Raw genomic sequence first — 17041 nt, forward strand, 5'->3', positions numbered from 1 at the left:
TCAGATCTGGTACGCGGCCACCGTGGCCTGAAGCTTGGCGGCCGTGTCGGCCAGCTCGGCGGCGGTCTGCTGTGTCTCGGTGGCGCCCTCGGTGACGTGGCGGGCGGCCTCGGCGACGCCGGCGATCGTGTCGGCGATGCTGGCCGCACCCTCGGCCGCGTGGCCGACGCTGCGGGAGATCTCGGCGGTGGTCGCGGTCTGCTCCTCGACCGCGGCCGCGATCGTCGTGGTGTAGTCGTTGATGGTCGCGATGACCTTGCCGATCTCCTGGATCGCGGCCACCGCGGTGCCGCTCTCGGCCTGGATCGCGGACACCTGCGCGGTGATCTCCTGGGTGGCCCGGGCCGTCTCCTGGGCCAGGTCCTTGACCTCGCTGGCGACCACGGCGAAACCCTTGCCGGCCTCGCCGGCCCGGGCCGCCTCGATGGTGGCGTTCAGCGCGAGCAGGTTGGTCTGCTCGGCGATCGAGGTGATCATGGCGACGACCGAGCCGATCTGGGCCGACGCCGCGCCGAGCCGGGCGACGCTGGCGTTCGTCGACTCCGCGGCCTGGGCGGCGCCGGCGGCGACACCGGCCGCCTCGTTGGCGTTGTTGGAGATCTCCCGGATCGAGAGGCCCATCTCGTCGGCGCCGTCGGAGACCGTACGGACGCCGAACGACACCTGACCGGCCGCATCCGACACCGCGCCGACCTGCACGGAGGTCTCCTCGGCGGACGCGGACAGCTGGAGCGACACGGCCGACAGCTCCTCCGAGGCCTCGGCCAGCAGCGACGAGCTCGTGGTGATCCGGCCGACCATGCCGCCCATCGCCTCCGCGGTGTCGTTGAGCGCCGCCGACATGCGGCCCACCTCGTCCGCGCTGTCCACGTGCACCCGGGCCGTGAGGTCGCCCTGGGCGATGCGGTCGAGCGCGGCCACGCAGCGCGACAGCGGCTTGACGATCATCCGGGCGATCCCGGCGGCGAGGGCCAGGCCGACGGCCGCGCCGGCGATCAGCAGGGCGATCACCCACCACTTGGTCGAGTGGTAGCTGGCCTCGGCGGTCGCCTGCTCGTCGGCGCCGGCCTCGACCGAGAGGTCGGCCAGGGAGGTCAGGTCGGCCCGGACCGACTTCTTCACGGCGGCCATGTCGGCCGCGTCGATGTCCTTCAGCGCCGTACGGTCGTCGACGAGCTCGGCGTACTTCTTCCAGTCCGCCTCGAACGAGACGATCGTCGTGGCGGCCTCGGCGCCGAGGGGGAAGCCCTGGTAGGCCTTCGCGTAGCCGGTGGCCTCACTCTCGGCCGTGGTGAGGGCCTGGTCCGCGGTGGCGCGGTCGGTGTCGTTCGTGGCCAGCAGGTAGTCGTCCATGGCGAGCCACGAGCGGTTGACCGCCGCGCGCAGGTTGCCGATGGTGTTGAGCTGCTGGCTCATCTGATAACCGGTCTTGACCTGCTCGTTCATGGCGCCGAGGCGATCCAGCGCGAACAGCCCGTCGGCGACGCCGATGACCGCCACGATGCCGACCGCGGCCATGACCTTCGTGCCGACGCGCCGGTCGGCCACCAGCCGCCGCAGCCCACCCCGCCGGGCCGAGCCCATCTCGTCCACCATCCGGAACTCCCCGTCACCGCCGAAATATCAGACAGTGCGGAGATCGGCATGCGGCTCGCGCCGCGGCAGCACTCCCCGGTTGCCAGTAGGTGAGGACCGGAGTCAGCCGGGGAAGGTGACCTCGACGAGACGGCTCAGGCGCAGCCAGTCGTCCAGGTGGGCCGGCTGGGCGATGGTGCCGGGATTGCTGGGCTGGTTGAGGTCGTCGACGATCGCGCTGAAGACCCGGCGGCGCTCGTCCGAGTCGGTGACCGGCCGGTCGTGGTGATGTCGATGATCCGGGCGCGGGTGGGTGACGCGGGGGTCAGTTCGAGGGCGCGGCGGATCGCGGCGTCGGTGGGCATGTCAGAGGGCCGGGCCGAGCAGGAGGCCGCCGTCGACGACCACGTCGGTGCCGGTGGTGAAGCGGGCGGCGGCCAGGTCGAGCAGGGCGGCGGTGATGTCGGCGGGCTCGCCGAGGCGGGGGATCGCGTACGGGGAAGGGTCGTAGAAGTCGGCGATCGGGCGGCCGCCGGGCTCGGCCGGCTCGGTGATGAGCTTGGTGGCGATGACGCCGGGGTGCAGGGCGTTGACGCGGATGTTGTCGCGGCCCAGTTCGAGGGCGGCGCTGCGGGTGAGGCCGCGCAGCGCCCATTTGGCGGCGGTGTAGGACGCGTAGAGGGCCGTGCCCCCGTACGCCATGGTCGATCCGATGTTGACGATGGCGCCGCCGCCCGCTCGCCGCATCGCCGGGGTGACCGCCTTGATGCCGAGGAACTGGCCGGTCACGTTGACGGCGAAGGTGCGCTCCCAGAGGGCTCGGCCGGTGGCTTCGATCGGTGTGGCCGGGTTCTGCGCTCCGGCGTTGTTGATCAAGATCGTGACTTTTCCGTACGCCTTCTCGGCGGCGGCCACGGCGGTCGTCCAGTCGTCCTCACTGGTGACGTCGAGGCGTACTGGAAGGGCTCCCAGCTCCTCGGCGAGCTCGGTGGCCCTGGCCGATCCGGTGGCCGTGCCGCCGATGACGACGTTGGCACCTTCGGCGTGGAAGGCGCGGACGTGGCTCTCGCCCATCCCGCCGGTGCCGCCGGTGATCAGAACGGTGTGGTCGGTGAAGCGCATGAGGTTTCCTTCGACTCGGTGGTGAGCTGACCGACTCACCTCACCATTGTCAGACATGGTGAGTCAAGTGACTCACCTCGCTATTCGGCATACTGAGGGCATGAGCACGTACCACCAGCGGATCGCCGAGCAGAAGCGCGCGGCGATTCTGGACGCGGCCACCGGCCTGTTCCTCGCGGCCGGCTACGACGGGACGTCGCTCGCCAAGATCGCCGAGGCGGCCGGGGTCTCCAAGGCCACGCTGTTCAAGCAGTTCCCGACCAAGGCCGCGCTCTTCGACGCGATCGTCACCGAGTCATGGCAGGTCGAGGACGCCGGCGGTCCCGAGCTGCCGCTCGACGACCTGGAGGCGGGGCTCACGGCGATCGGCCGCCGCTACGTCGAGCTGCTCACCCGGCCCGGCATGACCGCGCTCTTCCGGATCGTGATCGCCGAGCTGCCGCGCTTCCCGGAGCTGGGCGAGGCCCAGTTCAGCCGGGGGAAGATGCCCTACTTCGAGTCGGTACGCAGCTACCTGTCCGACGCGAAGATCGACGATCCCGAGATGGCCGCCACGCAGTTCCTCGGCATGATCTCCAACTTCGTGTTCTGGCCGTCGCTGCTGCTCACGGACTGGGCGCCGGGCGCGGCCGCGAATGAGAAAGCGGTCACCGAGGCCGTCCGTACGATGATCGCCCGTTATCACTGAACGCTCTCTGGCGTGCGCGCAGCTGGGGCCCTATCCGAGAATGTCGCACCCCGGACCGATACTGGCCTCGAAGCGGCGTAAAGCGGGGTGAGTGATGAAGTCGATACAGGCGTACCGCTTCGCGCTCGACCTCACTCCAAGCCAGGAACGATCGGTTCTCGCGCATGCCGGCGCAGCTCGCAAGGCGCACAATTGGGCGCTCGCCCGGGTGAAAGCCGTGATGGACCAGCGGACGGCGGAACGCTCCTACGGCGTGGACGACGAGCTGTTGACCCCGCGGATGGGCTGGTCGTTGCCCGCTTTGCGGAAGGTTTGGAACGCCGAGAAGGAGGTGGTTGCGCCGTGGTGGCGGCAGGTGTCGAAGGAAGCCTTCAACACCGGCCTGGACGCTCTCGCCCGTGGGCTGAAGAACTGGTCCGACTCCCGCAACGGCAAGCGCGTAGGTAGGAAGTGCGGGTTCCCCCGGTTCAAGTCCCGTCACCGCTGCACCCCGTCGATTCGCTTCACGACGGGGACGATCCGGGTCGAGCCCGATCGGATGCACGTGGTGCTGCCGCGGCTGGGCCGGCTGAAACTGCACGAGTCCGCGCGAAAGTTGGCCCGCCGCCTCGAGGCCGGCACCGCGCGGATCATGTCGGCAACCGTCCGCCGCGACGGCGGGCGGTGGTTCGTGGCGTTCACCGTCGAGATCGAGCGTGAGATCCCGGCCGCCCGGCCAGAGTCGGTGGTCGGCGTGGACGTCGGCATCAAGCATCTGGCGGTGCTGTCCACGGGTGAACTCGTTCCCAACCCGAGACATTTCGATGCGGCCCGATCGCGGTTGCGGGCGCTCGGCCGGGCATTGTCGCGTAAGCAAGGCTCCGACCGGCGGACGCGGCAGAAGCCGTCGAACCGGTGGAAACGAGCCTCAGGGCGCCTCGCGAAAGCCCATGCGCGGGTAGCGAACCTGCGCCGCGACGGCCTGCACCAGCTCACCACCCGCCTCGCCCGCGACCACACCGCGATCGTGGTCGAGGACCTCAGCGTCGCCGGGATGCTGAAGAATCGACGTCTCGCCCGGCATATTGCGGATGCCGGGTTCGGTGAGATCCGCCGGCAGTTGGCGTACAAGACCGAGTGGAACGGCGGTTGGCTCTTGGTCGCCGATCGCTGGTATCCGTCGAGTAAGACCTGCTCAGCGTGCGGTGCGGTGAAAACCAAGCTCACCCTGCGCGAGCGCACCTACAAGTGCACCTTGTGCGGCCTGGTTCTTGACCGGGATCTGAACGCCGCACGCAATCTCGCCGCGCTGACGGCTGAGTTGATCACCGCCGGGAGTGGCCCGGTGGCAGGACGTGGAGCCATCCAGAAGACCTCGCCCGCGAGGCAGGAGGCCGTGAAGCGTCAACCCGGCACCGCCCCGGCGGGTCAGACCGGGACTGTCCGGCCGAAAGGCAGGACAGCCGCATGAGCGCCAAAGCTCACCCAGCGGCTACGGTCTGGCTCACACCTCGGGAACCCGCGAGCTACTTTGCGGGATTTCGTCGTAAGGTGTTGGGACAACAACTGAATACCTCATCCAGAGGGGCAGAGGGAACGGCCCGATGAAGCCCCGGCAACCACCACGCAGTCTCGATGACGAGGCCGAGCGCGGCAGGTGCTAATTCCGTCCCTGGCCGGCAGGTCGCCGCGGGGAAAGATGAGAGGGAAAGGCCTCGATGACGTCTACCGTCAGTGCACCCAGTGCTACCACCACCACCTCGCCCGCCAAGGGTCTCGTGTGCCGTGCCTGCGGCGCCGAATACCCGCTGGTGGCCCAGCACGCCTGTTACGAGTGTTTCGGCCCGCTCGAGGTCGCCTACGACCAGGCGGCGCTCGCGCGGGTGACCCGGGCCGACATCGAGTCGGGCCCGCAGAACATCTGGCGCTACGCGGCGCTGCTGCCGGCCGGGCAGGACCCGGCCACCCGGGTGACCCTCGATCCCGGCCTGACGCCGCTGGTCAGCGCTCCGGCTCTGGCCGCCGCGGTCGGCCTGCGGGCGCCCCTGTACGTCAAGGACGACTCGGCCAACCCGACCCACTCGTTCAAGGACCGGGTCGTCTCGGTGGCGCTGACCGCGGCCCGCGGGCTCGGCTTCACCCGCTTCGCCTGCGCCTCCACCGGCAACCTGGCCAACTCGGTGGCCGCCCACGCGGCCCGGGCCGGCGCCCCCAGCATCGTCTTCATCCCGCACGACCTCGAGCAGGGCAAGATCATCACCACCGCTGTATACGGCGGCGAGCTGGTGGCCATCGAGGGCTCGTACGACGACGTGAACCGGCTCTGCGGCGAGCTCGTGGAGACCGACGAGTTCGAGGACACGGCGTTCGTGAACGTCAACGTGCGCCCGTTCTACGCCGAGGGCTCCAAGACGCTGGGGTACGAGGTGGCCGAGCAGCTCGGCTGGCGCATCCCGGCCCAGGTGGTCATCCCGATGGCCTCCGGCGAGCTGCTGACCAAGGTCGACAAGGCGTTCAGCGAGCTGGTCGAGATCGGCCTGGCCGAGGCGCCCGAGGGTGGCTGGACGGTCTTCGGCGCGCAGTCGGCCGGCTGCAACCCGATCGCCACCGCGCTCCAGAAGGGCACCGACGAGATCATCCCGGTCAAGCCGACCGGCATCGCGAAGTCGCTGAACATCGGCGACCCGGCGGCCGGCGCGTACGCGATCGAGGCAGTCAAGCGCACCGGCGGCTGGATGGACTACGCCGACGACGACGAGATCCGGGCCGGCATCCGGCTGCTGGCCGAGACGACCGGCATCTTCGCCGAGACCGCGGGCGGCACCACTGTCGCCGTACTCAAGAAGCTTGTGGAGAGCGGAAAGCTCGACCCGGAGAAAGAGACCGTCGTCTACAACACCGGCGAAGGGCTCAAGACCCTGGACGCGGTCGCGGGCCAGGTCGGGCCGACTCACACGATCAAGCCGTCGCTGAAGGGCGCGCGCGAGGCCGGCCTGCTCGGATAACGCTGTGTAGTCGGCAATCTGCCAGCAAGTGAGAATTCCATCCCGCGAGGACTTGCGAACAGATCTCCGGGTCGGCAGGATGCTCTACGCGGGAGGGCGCGACGCCGTACGCGGTCCCTCACTCTCGAGCTTGGCGACAATCTCTCGAGGGACCCAACGACCCACTGCCGGAGGCGGTGTGCGTCCGTTCTCCCGACCAAATTCGTTCGCGTTCATGGCCGTCGCCCGGAAGGGTGGCGGCCATGCGTGTATCGATCGAGCCTTTCGACTCTCCCGCCGACGGGTACCGGATCCGCCGGGCCGTTCACGAGCACGACGTTCCCGACATTCCCTTCATGACCGAAGACGCCTTCAAAGCGGGACTGATCCATCCGCCACCGGGCCTGGAGTTCGAGCGGTACCTCGGCCTGCTCGACGGCGAGCCGGTCGGCTACCTCGAACTGGAAGTGTTCCAACTGGACAACCTGTCCAGCGCCGAGATCCTGCTCGAGGTGCTGCCGGAGCACCGGCGCCAGGGCGTGGGCCGTGCCCTCTACCAGCGCATGCTCGAACGGGGCGCCGCGCACGGCCGAAAGCACCTGATCGGCTCGACCGTGGACAGACACCCGGACGGAACGGCCTTCGCCACGGCGATGGGCGCGGTGGCCGGCCTGGAGGACACGCGCAGCCGGCTCGACCTCACCCGGATCGACGCGGCCCACCACGCGAAGCTGCGCGAGGAGGCGCTGGCTCACGCCGAGGGCTACCGCGTGATCGACTGGCTCGGCGTGCCGGCCGACGAGATCATCGACGACGTGGCCTATCTCGAGAGCCGGCTGATGGCCGACGCGCCGACCGGCGACATCGCCTGGGAAGCGGAGAAGATCGACGCCGAGCGCCTCCGCGCGGACGAGCTGGCCCGGCAGAAACGCGGCCGGCTCAGCTACTGCGCGGCCGCGCTCCGGGGCGACAAGGTGGTCGCCTGGACGGTCATCGCGGGCGAGTTGGCCCAGCCCGCGCAGGCCTGGCAGCAGACCACGCTGGTCGATCCCGACCACCGCGGCCACCGGCTCGGCATGCTGGTGAAACTGGCCAACCTCGACAACGTCCGGCGCCATCGGCCGGGCATCGAGGCGATCGACACGTTCAACGCCTCGCAGAACGAGTACATGCTGCGGATCAACCGGGCGCTGGGCTTCCGCGCGGTCGACATCTCCACCGAATGGCAGCACGACCTGTGAGCGGGCGGGTGCGGGTCGAGCCGCTCGGCGGGGCGGTGGAGACGGCGTACGAGATCGCCCGGGTCTGCCAGGAGCACGACCAGCCGGACATCCCGTTCTCCACGCTGGAGGGCTATCGGGTCGCCCAGGCCAACGGGTGGCCCGGCTACACGTACGAGCGCAGCCTGGGTCTTCTCGACGGCAAGCCGGTCGGGCTGATGGAACTGGACATGTCCCAGGACGACAACCTGGACACGGTCAACATCGGGATCGCGGTGCTGCCCTCGGCGCGGCGGCACGGTGTCGGGCGGGCGCTGTGGGAGGCGGCCGTCGCGCGTACGCACGCGCTCGGCCGCCGCCACCTCATCGGGCCGACCGTGCAGCGGCATCCGGACGGCGGCGCCTTCGCCACCGCGATGGGCGCCACGGCCGGGCTCGAGGAGATCCGCAGCCGGCTCGACATCCGCACCCTCGACCAGGCACACCTCGACGGGCTGCTGGCCGAAGCGCGGGCGCGGGCCGGCGGCTACGAGCTGGTGCGGTGGACCGGTGTGGCGCCCGACGAGATCATCGACGACGTGGCCTACCTGCAGGGCCGCCTCGTCGGCGACGCGCCCGTCGGTGACCTGGCCTGGGAGGCCGAAAAGGTCGACGCCGACCGGATCCGCGAGGACGAGCGGTCACGGCTGCGGCGCGGGCGCACCAGCTACCACGCCGGCGCGCTGCACGCCGGCCGGCTGGTGGCGGTCACCACCATCGCGGTCGAGAACGAGAAGCCGGCGCAGGTCTGGCAGAACATCACGCTGGTCGACCCGGAGCACCGGGGCCACCGGCTCGGGCTGCTGGTCAAGCTGGAGAACCTCCGGCACGTCCGGGAGAACGAGCCGCGGGCCGAGGTGATCGACACGTTCAACGCGGCGAGCAACGAGCACATGCTGCGGGTCAATCGCGCGATGGGCTTCCAGCCGGTGGAGTCGACGATCCAGTGGCAGAAGACCGTCGCCTGACGTGCCGCCGGTATCCGCCCGCCTCCAGGCCGGCCATCCGCTCGAAAACGTTGCGCGAGCCGTAGGTGCGGGACATGGCGTACGAGTAACCGCAGGCCACCCAGTAGGCCGGCCAGAACAGAGGGCCGAGCACCGCGTACTGGGTGGCGTGGTTGCTCTCGTGACCGAACAGCGCCTGCTTCTCCTCCGAGAGCAACCAGTCGGCCGTACGCCTCGTCATGATCACTGAGCCGACGGTGAAGCACGTCGCGGGCGGCACCCGCAGCCGGTATCCCTCGGCGATCAGCACGCCGTCACGACCCCGGCGCAGCTTCGCCCCGCCCAGCTTGGCGACGATCAGGCCGACCGCGGTGGTGCCGTTCACCGCGGTGATCAGGCTGCGCGCCACATGCCGCCGGGCCATCAGATCCGCCGGCGCATGCGCAGCTCGGTGAGCGCGGGCAGCACCGGGTGGGGCACGCGCTCGCCGGTGTCTTCGAAACCGAGTTTTTCGTACGCCCGGACGGCCCGGTCATTGCCGACGACCACCTCGAGCATCGTCCGGCGCCGCCCGGCCCGCCGCGACCAGTCGAAGACGGCCTCCATCAGCTCGGGCAGGACCTTGCCGCCCCGGTAGGCCGGGGTGACATAGACGGCGAAGACCACGGTCTCGGGCGAGCCGTCGTGGGCGACGGTGCCGCCGGCGTGGCCGATGAGCCGCCGGCCGGGCCCGGGATCGGCGACGAACTGGGCGACCTCGTCCCCGGCGGCGGACTGGGCGATGCGCTGGCGGTAGCCCTCGTGCGACCGGGCGGCGGCCTGGGCGAGCGTCTCGAGGAAGGCGAGCGGGCTGTCGGCGAGCATCTCCAGCCGCAGAGCCCGCATCCGGGCCGCGTCGCCGACGGTGACCCGGTGCACGCTCCAGCTGTCCATGTGGTCCTGACTACCCGTCGACCATCCCCGCGGCAACCTGTTGGCGGTAATCGGACCGGGTGCGCCCGGGTGGCGGGGTCGGTGGGTGCTGGGGCAAGGTGTTTCGATGGATCAGGTCGAGGGCCCTCTGCACGTGGTCGAAGCGCCGGTGGTGGCGGCTGCGGACCCCTTCGATCCGGAGTCGAGGACGGCCGAGCTGCCGCGTGGGGGCATACCCGAAACGGTGATTCCGGGGGATCCGCTCGTGCCGGGGCCCGGAACGCGGCACTGGGCCGGGCGGGTCGTGGCGGTGCTGGGGCGCGACGGGGCCCGGCTGGTGCCGGGGATGGCTCTGGCCGCGCTGCCCATGCACTTCTTCGTCGGGCGGCTGGACGACACGGTGATCGCGGCGCCGGCGCTCTTCGATCTGGCCGGTGGCTTCGGGCTGCTGTTGCTGCCGACCATGTGGCTGGCCTATCTGACGGTGTCGGCGCTGCCCTTCGTCATCTGCCTGGCGGCGGCGGTCGGGGTGGCCGTTCCGTCCGCGGCCGACGGGGTGCGGCCGGGGCTGCGTCAGGTGTGGGCAGCGGTGGCGTACCGGCTGCGGGGTCTCTGGATCTGGTTCGCGGCGGTGGGGCTGGTGTCGGGTGGGCTGTCACTGGTCGCTCATGCCGCCGTGGCCGTGGTGGCCTCGACCGCGGTGCTGGCCCTGGCCGGGGTGTTCGGGTGCGTGGTGCTGATCGAACGCGGTCATGGGATTCGGCGGGCGGCACACCTGCTGGGGCGGGGGCCGGCGCTGGGGATGGTGGCCGTCTCGGGGGCGGCGTCGGGTCTTCCGCTGGTGGCGGACGAGGTGTTCGGCGGCCTCGCGGCGACCGTCGTCGGAGTGGTCACGGTCCAGGTGTGGGCGGTCGCGGCGCTCGTGGCGTACGCCCAAGGTCGTCGCTCGGAAGGACCGGTGACCAGCCGGTCGTTGCGCGCTGAGCTGAACGTGCCTGAAGACTGACTTAGGCAGCCCGGAGTTTCCTTGCACTCGCCACCTGAGAGTGCTAAACAAGTCATTGGCACTCGCTAGCGGTGAGTGCCAGCAGGTCGGGACGGTGGGGTCTCGGTCACGGTGTCGCCATCGGCGCCGGGGCACGGGGCCGGTCGTCGCGGGCTATCCGGCTCGGCCTGAGGACGTCACGACGCCAGGTGGTGACGTCCGCAGAGTTCCGCAACGGGCGGGGCCGACGAGGCCCGGCACCGCGTATGTCCAGGAGGACAAAGCCGTATGGCCAAGATCATCGCATTCGACGAGGAAGCTCGTCGCGGCCTCGAGCGGGGCATGAACCAGCTCGCCGACGCCGTAAAGGTGACGCTCGGCCCCAAGGGCCGCAACGTCGTGCTCGAGAAGAAGTGGGGCGCTCCCACCATCACCAACGATGGTGTGTCGATCGCCAAGGAGATCGAGCTCGAGGACACCTTCGAGAAGATCGGCGCCGAGCTGGTCAAGGAGGTCGCCAAGAAGACCGACGACGTTGCCGGTGACGGCACGACGACGGCGACCGTCCTGGCCCAGGCGCTGGTCCGTGAGGGTCTGCGCAACGTTGCCGCGGGCGCCAACCCGATGGCCCTGAAGCGGGGCATCGAGGCCGCTGTGGCCAGCGTCTCCGAGGGCCTGCAGCAGCTGGCCAAGGACGTGGAGACCAAGGAGCAGATCGCCTCCACCGCCTCCATCTCGGCCGGCGACACCACGGTCGGCGAGATCATCGCCGAGGCCATGGACAAGGTCGGCAAGGAAGGCGTCATCACCGTCGAGGAGAGCAACACCTTCGGTCTCGAGCTCGAGCTCACCGAGGGCATGCGCTTCGACAAGGGCTACGTCTCGGCCTACTTCATGACCGACGCTGAGCGTATGGAGGCCGTCTTCGACGACCCGTACATCCTGATCGCCAACAGCAAGATCTCCGCGGTGAAGGACCTGCTCCCGATCCTCGAGAAGGTCATGCAGGGCGGCAAGCCGCTGGTCATCATCGCCGAGGACGTCGAGGGCGAGGCCCTGGCCACCCTGGTCGTCAACAAGGTGCGCGGCACCTTCAAGTCCGTCGCCGTCAAGGCCCCGGGCTTCGGTGACCGCCGCAAGGCCATGCTCGAGGACATCGCCATCCTCACCGGTGGCGCGGTCATCAGCGAGGAGGTCGGCCTCAAGCTCGACGGCGCCGACCTGAGCCTGCTGGGCACCGCCCGCAAGATCGTCATCACCAAGGACGAGACCACCGTCGTCGACGGCGGCGGCGACGCCGAGCAGATCCAGGGCCGGGTCAACCAGATCCGCGCCGAGATCGAGAAGTCGGACTCCGACTACGACCGTGAGAAGCTGCAGGAGCGCCTGGCCAAGCTGGCCGGCGGCGTTGCGGTCATCAAGGTCGGCGCGGCCACCGAGGTCGAGCTCAAGGAGCGCAAGCACCGCATCGAGGACGCCGTTCGCAACGCGAAGGCGGCCGTCGAGGAGGGCATCGTGCCCGGTGGTGGCGTCGCCCTGGTGCAGGCCGGCAAGACCGCGTTCGACAAGCTCGACCTGGTCGGCGACGAGGCGACCGGCGCGCAGATCGTCAAGCTCGCGCTCGACGCCCCGCTGCGTCAGATCGCCGTGAACGCCGGCCTCGAGGGCGGCGTCGTGGTCGAGAAGGTGCGCAACATCGAGGCGGGTCACGGCCTGAACGCCGCGACCGGCGAGTACGTCGACCTGCTGGCCGCGGGCATCATCGACCCGGCCAAGGTCACCCGCTCGGCGCTGCAGAACGCCGCGTCGATCGCCGCGCTGTTCCTCACCACCGAGGCCGTCGTGGCCGACAAGCCCGAGAAGAACCCGGCTCCGGCCGGCGCCCCGGGCGGCGGTGACATGGACTTCTGAGTCCAGTCTTAGATGGGCGGGTCCGCTTCGGCGGGCCCGCCTTTCTGCTTTCCCGGAGGCTTTCCGAGCCAGAGCAGGACGCCGCCGATCGTGAGGGTGACGGCTCCGGCGGCGATCATGGCCAGGACGTTGTCGCCGGTCGCCGGCAGCGGCAGAATGCCCGGGCCGGGGAGCTGGTCGGGCTTACCCACGGTCACGGTGATGGTCGCCGTGGCTATGTTGCCGTTCGCGTCGATCACCTCGTAGGTGAAGCTGTCGACGCCGGTGAAGCCCGGGGGCGGGGTGTAGGTGACGGTGCCGTCGGCGTTGAGGACGGCCGTGCCGTGTGCGGGCTTGCCGACCGACTGGACGGTGACCGGGCGGCCGTTCCTGTCGGTGGCGGGTAGGGGGATGCCGATCGGGCGGCCCGGCGCGGCGGCGGCCACCTTGTCGGGCACCACAGGCTGGTAAGGGCTCGGCGAGGGCGGGGAAGGGCTCGTAGCGGTCGGGCGTGCGGTCGCGGTGGGGCTGGTGCTCGCCGTGGGGCTGCCGGGGCTGGTGGTCGTGGTGGGGTTCGTGGTCGCGGTGGGGCTGGTGGTCGGGGTCGGGGTCGTGGTGGGGCTCGGGGATGCGGGGGGAACCGTGGTCGGGGCCGGTGGCGGGACGACGGCCTGGTCCACGTGGACGGTGATCTGGGCGCTTGCGGTGTTGCCGGCCTGGTCCCGTACGGCATAAGCGAAGGTCTCGATCTGGGCCGAGCTCCCCTGGGGCAGATAGCGGATCGAGCCCGCCGGGAGGATCGTGGCGGTGCCGCGCGAAGGCGCGCCGACCGAGGTGACGGTCAGCGGTTGGCCCTCGGGGTCGGTGTCGTTGGCCAGCACGGGAATCTCGATCGGCGTGCGCGACGGCGTCGTGACCTCGTCGTCCACTGCCAGCGGCGGCCAGTCGACGGCGATGTGCACGGTGGCCGTGCCGGTGCGGCCCCAGTCGTCGGTGAGGACGTAGGTGAAGGTGTCCGTGCCCGGCGAATCGGCGTCCGCCCGATAGGTCACCGTGCCGTCCGCGGTCAGCGCCGCGGTGCCCTCGGCAGCCGGGCCGACCGACGACACCGCGAGCGGTTGCCCGATGTTGGGGTCGTGGTCGTTGGCCAGCACGTCCACCTCCGTGACGATCTCCGGGCGGACCACGAAGGCATCGTCCTCGGCGATCGGGGCCGCGTTGCGCACGGTGATCGTGACGGTGGCCGAGACGGCCAGGCGGCCGGTGTCCTCGATCGTGTAGGTGAAGGCGTCGATGCCGTAGAAGCCGGCGGACGGCGTGTAGACCACCGTGTCGTCGGAGTCGCGGTCCACCGTGCCGTGCGCGGCCGCGGTGAAGCCGGACAGGCTCAGGGCGTCGCCGTTGGGATCCTCGTCGTTGGCCAGCACCTCGATGATCACCGGGGTGTCGGTGTCGGTGGCGACCGACTCGGGGCGGGCGATCGGCGGCGAGTTGACCACGCCGACCGTCACGGTCGCGGTCGAGGTGTCCAGGCCGTCGCTGAGCGTGTAGTCGAACGCGTCGGTGCCGTGGAAGCCGGCCCCGGGCGTGTAAGTGATCTTGTTGCCGGGGCCGACAGCGGCCGTGCCGTGGGCCGGAGCCGCGCTGACCGTGATGATCAGGGGGGTGCCGTTCGGGTCCTCGTCGTCGTTGGCGAGCACGTCGATGACCTCGGGCAGGTTGGTGCGCACGGTGACCGAGTCGGCCCGGGCCACCGGCACGCCGTTCGCCACCGTCACCGTGACCCGGGCCGTGGCCGTTCCGCCGTGGCCGTCACCGATCGTGTAGTCGAAGAAGTCGGTGCCCGAGAAACGGACGTCCGGGGTGTAGGTGAGCGTGCCGTTGAGGTTGCGCGCGACCGAGCCGTACGCCGGGTCGGTGGTGCCGGTGACGCTCAGCGTGTCGGTGGGGTTGGGGTCGGTGGCGTAGGAGAGCACGTTGATCACCGCGGCCGTGCCGTACGCGGTGGTGGCGGCCCGGTTGGCCGCGGCCGGCTGGGCGTTGCCCACGGTCACGGTGACCGTGGCGTACGAGGTCAGGCCGCCGTTGTCGCGGATGTCGTAGCGGAACGTGGCGACACCGGAGAAGCCGGCCGGCGGCTGGTAGCGGATGCCGCCCGGCTCGGCGGCCGCGGTGCCCGTGCTGGGCGTGCCGACCGCCGAGATGCTGATCGTGTCGCCGAGGTTGGGGTCCCGGTCGTTGCCGAGCACGTTGATCAGGACGCCGGTGAGGTACGCGGTCGTGGCCACGTCGTCGGCCGCGGTCGGGGCGGCGTTCTGCACGTCGACGTAGACCTGGCCGGTCGCCTGGCCGCCGTGGCCGTCGTCGGCGGTGTACGTAAACGACGCCCGGCCCGAGAAGCCGTTCGCCGGCTGGAAGCTGACCAGGTCGCCGGCCCGGCTCAGGACGCCGGCCGAGGCCGGCGAGACCGTGCCCAGGCTGGTGACGTGCAGCGTGTCGCCCGGGTTGGGGTCGGTGTCGTTGGCCAGCACGAGCAGGGTCACGAGCGTGTCGGGCGGGGTCCCGACCACGTCGACGTTGGCCACCGGCGGAGCGTTGGCCGTGGTCACGGTGGCCGTGCCGGTCGCGGTGCCGCCGTGGCCGTCGGTGATCGCGTACGTGAACGGGTCGGGGCCGGCCCAGCCGGTGACCGGGGTGTAGCGGACGGTGTAGTCGGCCAGCACCACCGCGCTGCCGTGCGCGGGCGGGGTGACGATCGTGACGGTGAAGCCGGTGTTCGGGTCCTCGGGGTCGGTGTCGTTGTCGCGGACCGCGAAGGTGACCGGCGTGGCGTGGGCGGTGGTGGCCGTGTCGGCCACGGCGACCGGCGGCGAGTTGACCCGCAGCGTGGCCGTGGCGGTGTCGTTGGCCGCGTTGCTGTCCCGTCCGCTGCCGGAGACGCGCAGGGTGGCCATCGCGGCGGTGGCGGCGCCGGCCGAGGCGGTGGCCGGGATGGTCACGGTGGCCTTGCTGCCGCTGACCAGCTGCCCGGCCGGGCAGCTGACGACCGGGGCGGCGACGGTGCAGCCGGCCGGCAGGGTGCCCTGGGTGACCCCGGGCGGCAGGGTGAGCTCGACCCGGGCCGCGGGTTCGGGATCGGGGCCCAGGTTGGTGACCGTGGCGGTGTAGGCGATCGGGTTCGGGGCGGCGGCGCGCTGCACGTCGGCCGGGCTGACGGCCAGGCCGGCCGACAGGTCGTTCCGGGGCTGTTGGACCGTCGTGGCCAGGGTGCCGCCGACGGCGGCGACGTTCACGTTGGTGGTCCGCCCGGTGTAGGTGACGTTGACCATGTTGGCGATCGCGTAGAGGGCCGGGGTGTCGAGCGCGACCTTCACCCGGAAGGTGACAGTGGTGGTGCCGAGATAGGGGATGCTGCCGAGGTCGAAGGTGACGGCGCCGGCCGAGTACTGACCGCCGCTCACATACGTCGTGTAGGTCGGGATCGCGTCGGAGAGGTGCACGCCGTCGGCCGTGTCGCTGCCCTCGTTGCGGACGACGATCCGATATTCGATCTCGTCGCCCGGCACCAGGTCGCCGCCGTTGACGTCGGTGCCGGTCATGGTTGTGGTGATCTTGGGGGCGTAGAGGTCGATGGCGACCGTGAGAACGCCCGGATAGTAGACGTCGCCGGTCGTGGACATGGTCAGCTTGGCCTGGGTGACGCCGTGCCCGAGCTTCCCGCTCGCGTCGAACTGGTCGATGTCGACCCCGAGCAGATTGCGGTAGCTGGGGTCCCGGCCGCCGACGATCGCGCCGTCCTCGCTGACCGTGCTGTTGAAGATATTGACCGGGCTGGGCGGGTTCGCGGCGTCGCTCAGCGTCTGCCCGTCGATCTTCAGGCTGTCGCCCGTGGTGCCCAGATCGCCCTCGAACGCGACAGCCCCCACCTCGGTGTGCACGGTTCCCGAGTGCGGGGTCTCGAAGCCCGTCAGCGGGATGTCCACGTCGGTGTTGGTGACCGAGCCGAAACCGTCGTAGACGCGCAGGCTGCGGAGGGCCTCGGCGGCGTTTCCGTACGCGATGATCAGGGCCCAGCCCGCGTACGTACCGGTGCCGGTGGCGGCCTGGATGTTGGCCACCGAGTACACCCCGTTGCCGCCGCCGGCGACCAGCGCGGTCACGTCGGCGAAGCCTTCGTAAGCCGAGTTGCTGGTGGTGTACACGTCGTCGGCGGTGATCGCATTCCAGGACGTGGCGCCCGGCGTGCGGAATCGGACTTTGTTCTTGTCGCCCGGCGAAGGTGCGGGAAGGACGCCGACGTCCATGTCGGTCAGGGCGCCCCAGTAGAGGCCGGCGAAGAGAACGGAGCTTCCCGGCGGGAGGGTCACGGTCGAGCTGCTGTCGTTGAACGTCGATACGGGATCACCGTCGGCGTCCGTGTTGACCATGGCGTAGGAGTTGTTGTTCAGCAGGTTGCCCGTGACGCCGGGCCCGCCCCCGTTCCGGGCCGACGCGCAAGTGAGCACGAGCGGCGAGCAGGTCAGATTGCTGTTGCCGCGCAACATGATGGCGCCGTTCGCGTTGACGTCGAACCGGCTCGTGAACTGGTCCGAGATCGCCGCGTCGGCCCGCCCGGTGACCAGTGTGGCCAGAGTGACCGCGATGGCGAGGAGAAGAGCCGGTCCGCGCACCAGGTCACGCTAGGCGCGCGAAGCGCCCAG

General features: G+C 70.4%; 12 protein-coding genes and 1 riboswitch. Of the genes, 7 read left to right on the forward strand and 5 right to left on the reverse strand.

Going from position 1 to position 17041, the window contains the following annotated elements:
* The gene (locus CRP55_RS01560; RefSeq protein WP_245922733.1) at window positions 1-1596 is read right to left on the reverse strand and encodes a methyl-accepting chemotaxis protein; all 1596 of its coding nucleotides are present in this window, start codon (window positions 1594-1596) and stop codon (window positions 1-3) included.
* Between the two features lie 345 nt (window positions 1597-1941).
* Window positions 1942-2697: an SDR family NAD(P)-dependent oxidoreductase gene (locus tag CRP55_RS01570; RefSeq protein ID WP_097317634.1), complete on the reverse strand. Its 756-nt coding sequence runs from the start codon at window positions 2695-2697 to the stop codon at window positions 1942-1944.
* A 100-nt stretch (window positions 2698-2797) separates the two neighbouring features.
* On the opposite strand from CRP55_RS01570, the gene CRP55_RS01575 reads away from it, so the two are divergent.
* From CRP55_RS01575 to CRP55_RS01595, 5 genes are all read left to right on the forward strand, one after another.
* Complete coding sequence (locus CRP55_RS01575; RefSeq protein WP_097317635.1) at window positions 2798-3385, forward strand: TetR/AcrR family transcriptional regulator; 588 nt, start codon at window positions 2798-2800, stop codon at window positions 3383-3385.
* 94 nt (window positions 3386-3479) lie between these two features.
* The gene (gene tnpB / locus CRP55_RS01580) at window positions 3480-4835 is read left to right on the forward strand and encodes an IS607 family element RNA-guided endonuclease TnpB (protein WP_097317636.1); all 1356 of its coding nucleotides are present in this window, start codon (window positions 3480-3482) and stop codon (window positions 4833-4835) included.
* Window positions 4836-4936: 101 nt separating this feature from the next.
* Window positions 4937-5070: riboswitch (SAM riboswitch) on the forward strand.
* 12 nt (window positions 5071-5082) lie between these two features.
* Window positions 5083-6369 carry a threonine synthase gene (gene thrC, locus CRP55_RS01585; protein WP_097317637.1) on the forward strand — a complete coding sequence of 429 codons (1287 nt, stop codon included), beginning with the start codon at window positions 5083-5085 and terminating at the stop codon, window positions 6367-6369.
* Window positions 6370-6611: 242 nt separating this feature from the next.
* Entirely contained in the window at window positions 6612-7589 is a 978-nt protein-coding gene (locus tag CRP55_RS01590) for a GNAT family N-acetyltransferase (RefSeq protein WP_143234362.1), read from the forward strand.
* Entirely contained in the window at window positions 7571-8575 is a 1005-nt protein-coding gene (locus tag CRP55_RS01595) for a GNAT family N-acetyltransferase (protein ID WP_097317639.1), read from the forward strand. The genes CRP55_RS01590 and CRP55_RS01595 overlap by 19 nt, the downstream gene beginning before the upstream one ends.
* On the opposite strand, the gene CRP55_RS01600 is transcribed toward CRP55_RS01595, so the two are convergent.
* Window positions 8511-8978, reverse strand: coding sequence for a hypothetical protein (locus tag CRP55_RS01600; RefSeq protein WP_179854976.1), 468 nt, complete (start codon window positions 8976-8978; stop codon window positions 8511-8513). The genes CRP55_RS01595 and CRP55_RS01600 overlap by 65 nt on opposite strands.
* Window positions 8978-9487 carry a GNAT family N-acetyltransferase gene (locus CRP55_RS01605; protein ID WP_097317640.1) on the reverse strand — a complete coding sequence of 170 codons (510 nt, stop codon included), beginning with the start codon at window positions 9485-9487 and terminating at the stop codon, window positions 8978-8980. The genes CRP55_RS01600 and CRP55_RS01605 overlap by 1 nt, the downstream gene beginning before the upstream one ends.
* Window positions 9488-9593: 106 nt before the next feature.
* Between CRP55_RS01605 and CRP55_RS01610 the strand changes: the two genes are divergently transcribed.
* Both CRP55_RS01610 and groL read left to right on the forward strand, forming a co-directional pair.
* Window positions 9594-10472: a hypothetical protein gene (locus tag CRP55_RS01610; protein ID WP_097317641.1), complete on the forward strand. Its 879-nt coding sequence runs from the start codon at window positions 9594-9596 to the stop codon at window positions 10470-10472.
* A gap of 267 nt (window positions 10473-10739) precedes the next feature.
* Entirely contained in the window at window positions 10740-12362 is a 1623-nt protein-coding gene (gene groL / locus CRP55_RS01615; protein WP_097317642.1) for a chaperonin GroEL, read from the forward strand.
* A gap of 8 nt (window positions 12363-12370) precedes the next feature.
* On the opposite strand, the gene CRP55_RS01620 is transcribed toward groL, so the two are convergent.
* The gene (locus CRP55_RS01620; protein WP_097317643.1) at window positions 12371-17011 is read right to left on the reverse strand and encodes an Ig-like domain-containing protein; all 4641 of its coding nucleotides are present in this window, start codon (window positions 17009-17011) and stop codon (window positions 12371-12373) included.
* Window positions 17012-17041 lie beyond the last annotated feature (30 nt).

Origin of the sequence: Paractinoplanes atraurantiacus, from assembly GCF_900215205.1 — a bacterium.
In the GTDB taxonomy this organism is placed as follows: domain Bacteria; phylum Actinomycetota; class Actinomycetes; order Mycobacteriales; family Micromonosporaceae; genus Actinoplanes; species Actinoplanes atraurantiacus.

What these genes read in the sequence shown, in the direction of transcription:
- CRP55_RS01600 (WP_179854976.1), bottom strand. Translation starts at nt 8,978, where the DNA reads ATGGCCCGGCGGCATGTGGCGCGCAGCCTGATCACCGCGGTGAACGGC.
- CRP55_RS01570 (WP_097317634.1), bottom strand. Translation starts at nt 2,697, where the DNA reads ATGCGCTTCACCGACCACACCGTTCTGATCACCGGCGGCACCGGCGGG.
- CRP55_RS01610 (WP_097317641.1), top strand. Translation starts at nt 9,594, where the DNA reads ATGGATCAGGTCGAGGGCCCTCTGCACGTGGTCGAAGCGCCGGTGGTG.
- groL (WP_097317642.1), top strand. Translation starts at nt 10,740, where the DNA reads ATGGCCAAGATCATCGCATTCGACGAGGAAGCTCGTCGCGGCCTCGAG.
- CRP55_RS01575 (WP_097317635.1), top strand. Translation starts at nt 2,798, where the DNA reads ATGAGCACGTACCACCAGCGGATCGCCGAGCAGAAGCGCGCGGCGATT.
- CRP55_RS01595 (WP_097317639.1), top strand. Translation starts at nt 7,571, where the DNA reads ATGGCAGCACGACCTGTGAGCGGGCGGGTGCGGGTCGAGCCGCTCGGC.
- CRP55_RS01590 (WP_143234362.1), top strand. Translation starts at nt 6,612, where the DNA reads ATGCGTGTATCGATCGAGCCTTTCGACTCTCCCGCCGACGGGTACCGG.
- tnpB (WP_097317636.1), top strand. Translation starts at nt 3,480, where the DNA reads ATGAAGTCGATACAGGCGTACCGCTTCGCGCTCGACCTCACTCCAAGC.
- CRP55_RS01605 (WP_097317640.1), bottom strand. Translation starts at nt 9,487, where the DNA reads ATGGACAGCTGGAGCGTGCACCGGGTCACCGTCGGCGACGCGGCCCGG.
- CRP55_RS01560 (WP_245922733.1), bottom strand. Translation starts at nt 1,596, where the DNA reads ATGGTGGACGAGATGGGCTCGGCCCGGCGGGGTGGGCTGCGGCGGCTG.
- thrC (WP_097317637.1), top strand. Translation starts at nt 5,083, where the DNA reads ATGACGTCTACCGTCAGTGCACCCAGTGCTACCACCACCACCTCGCCC.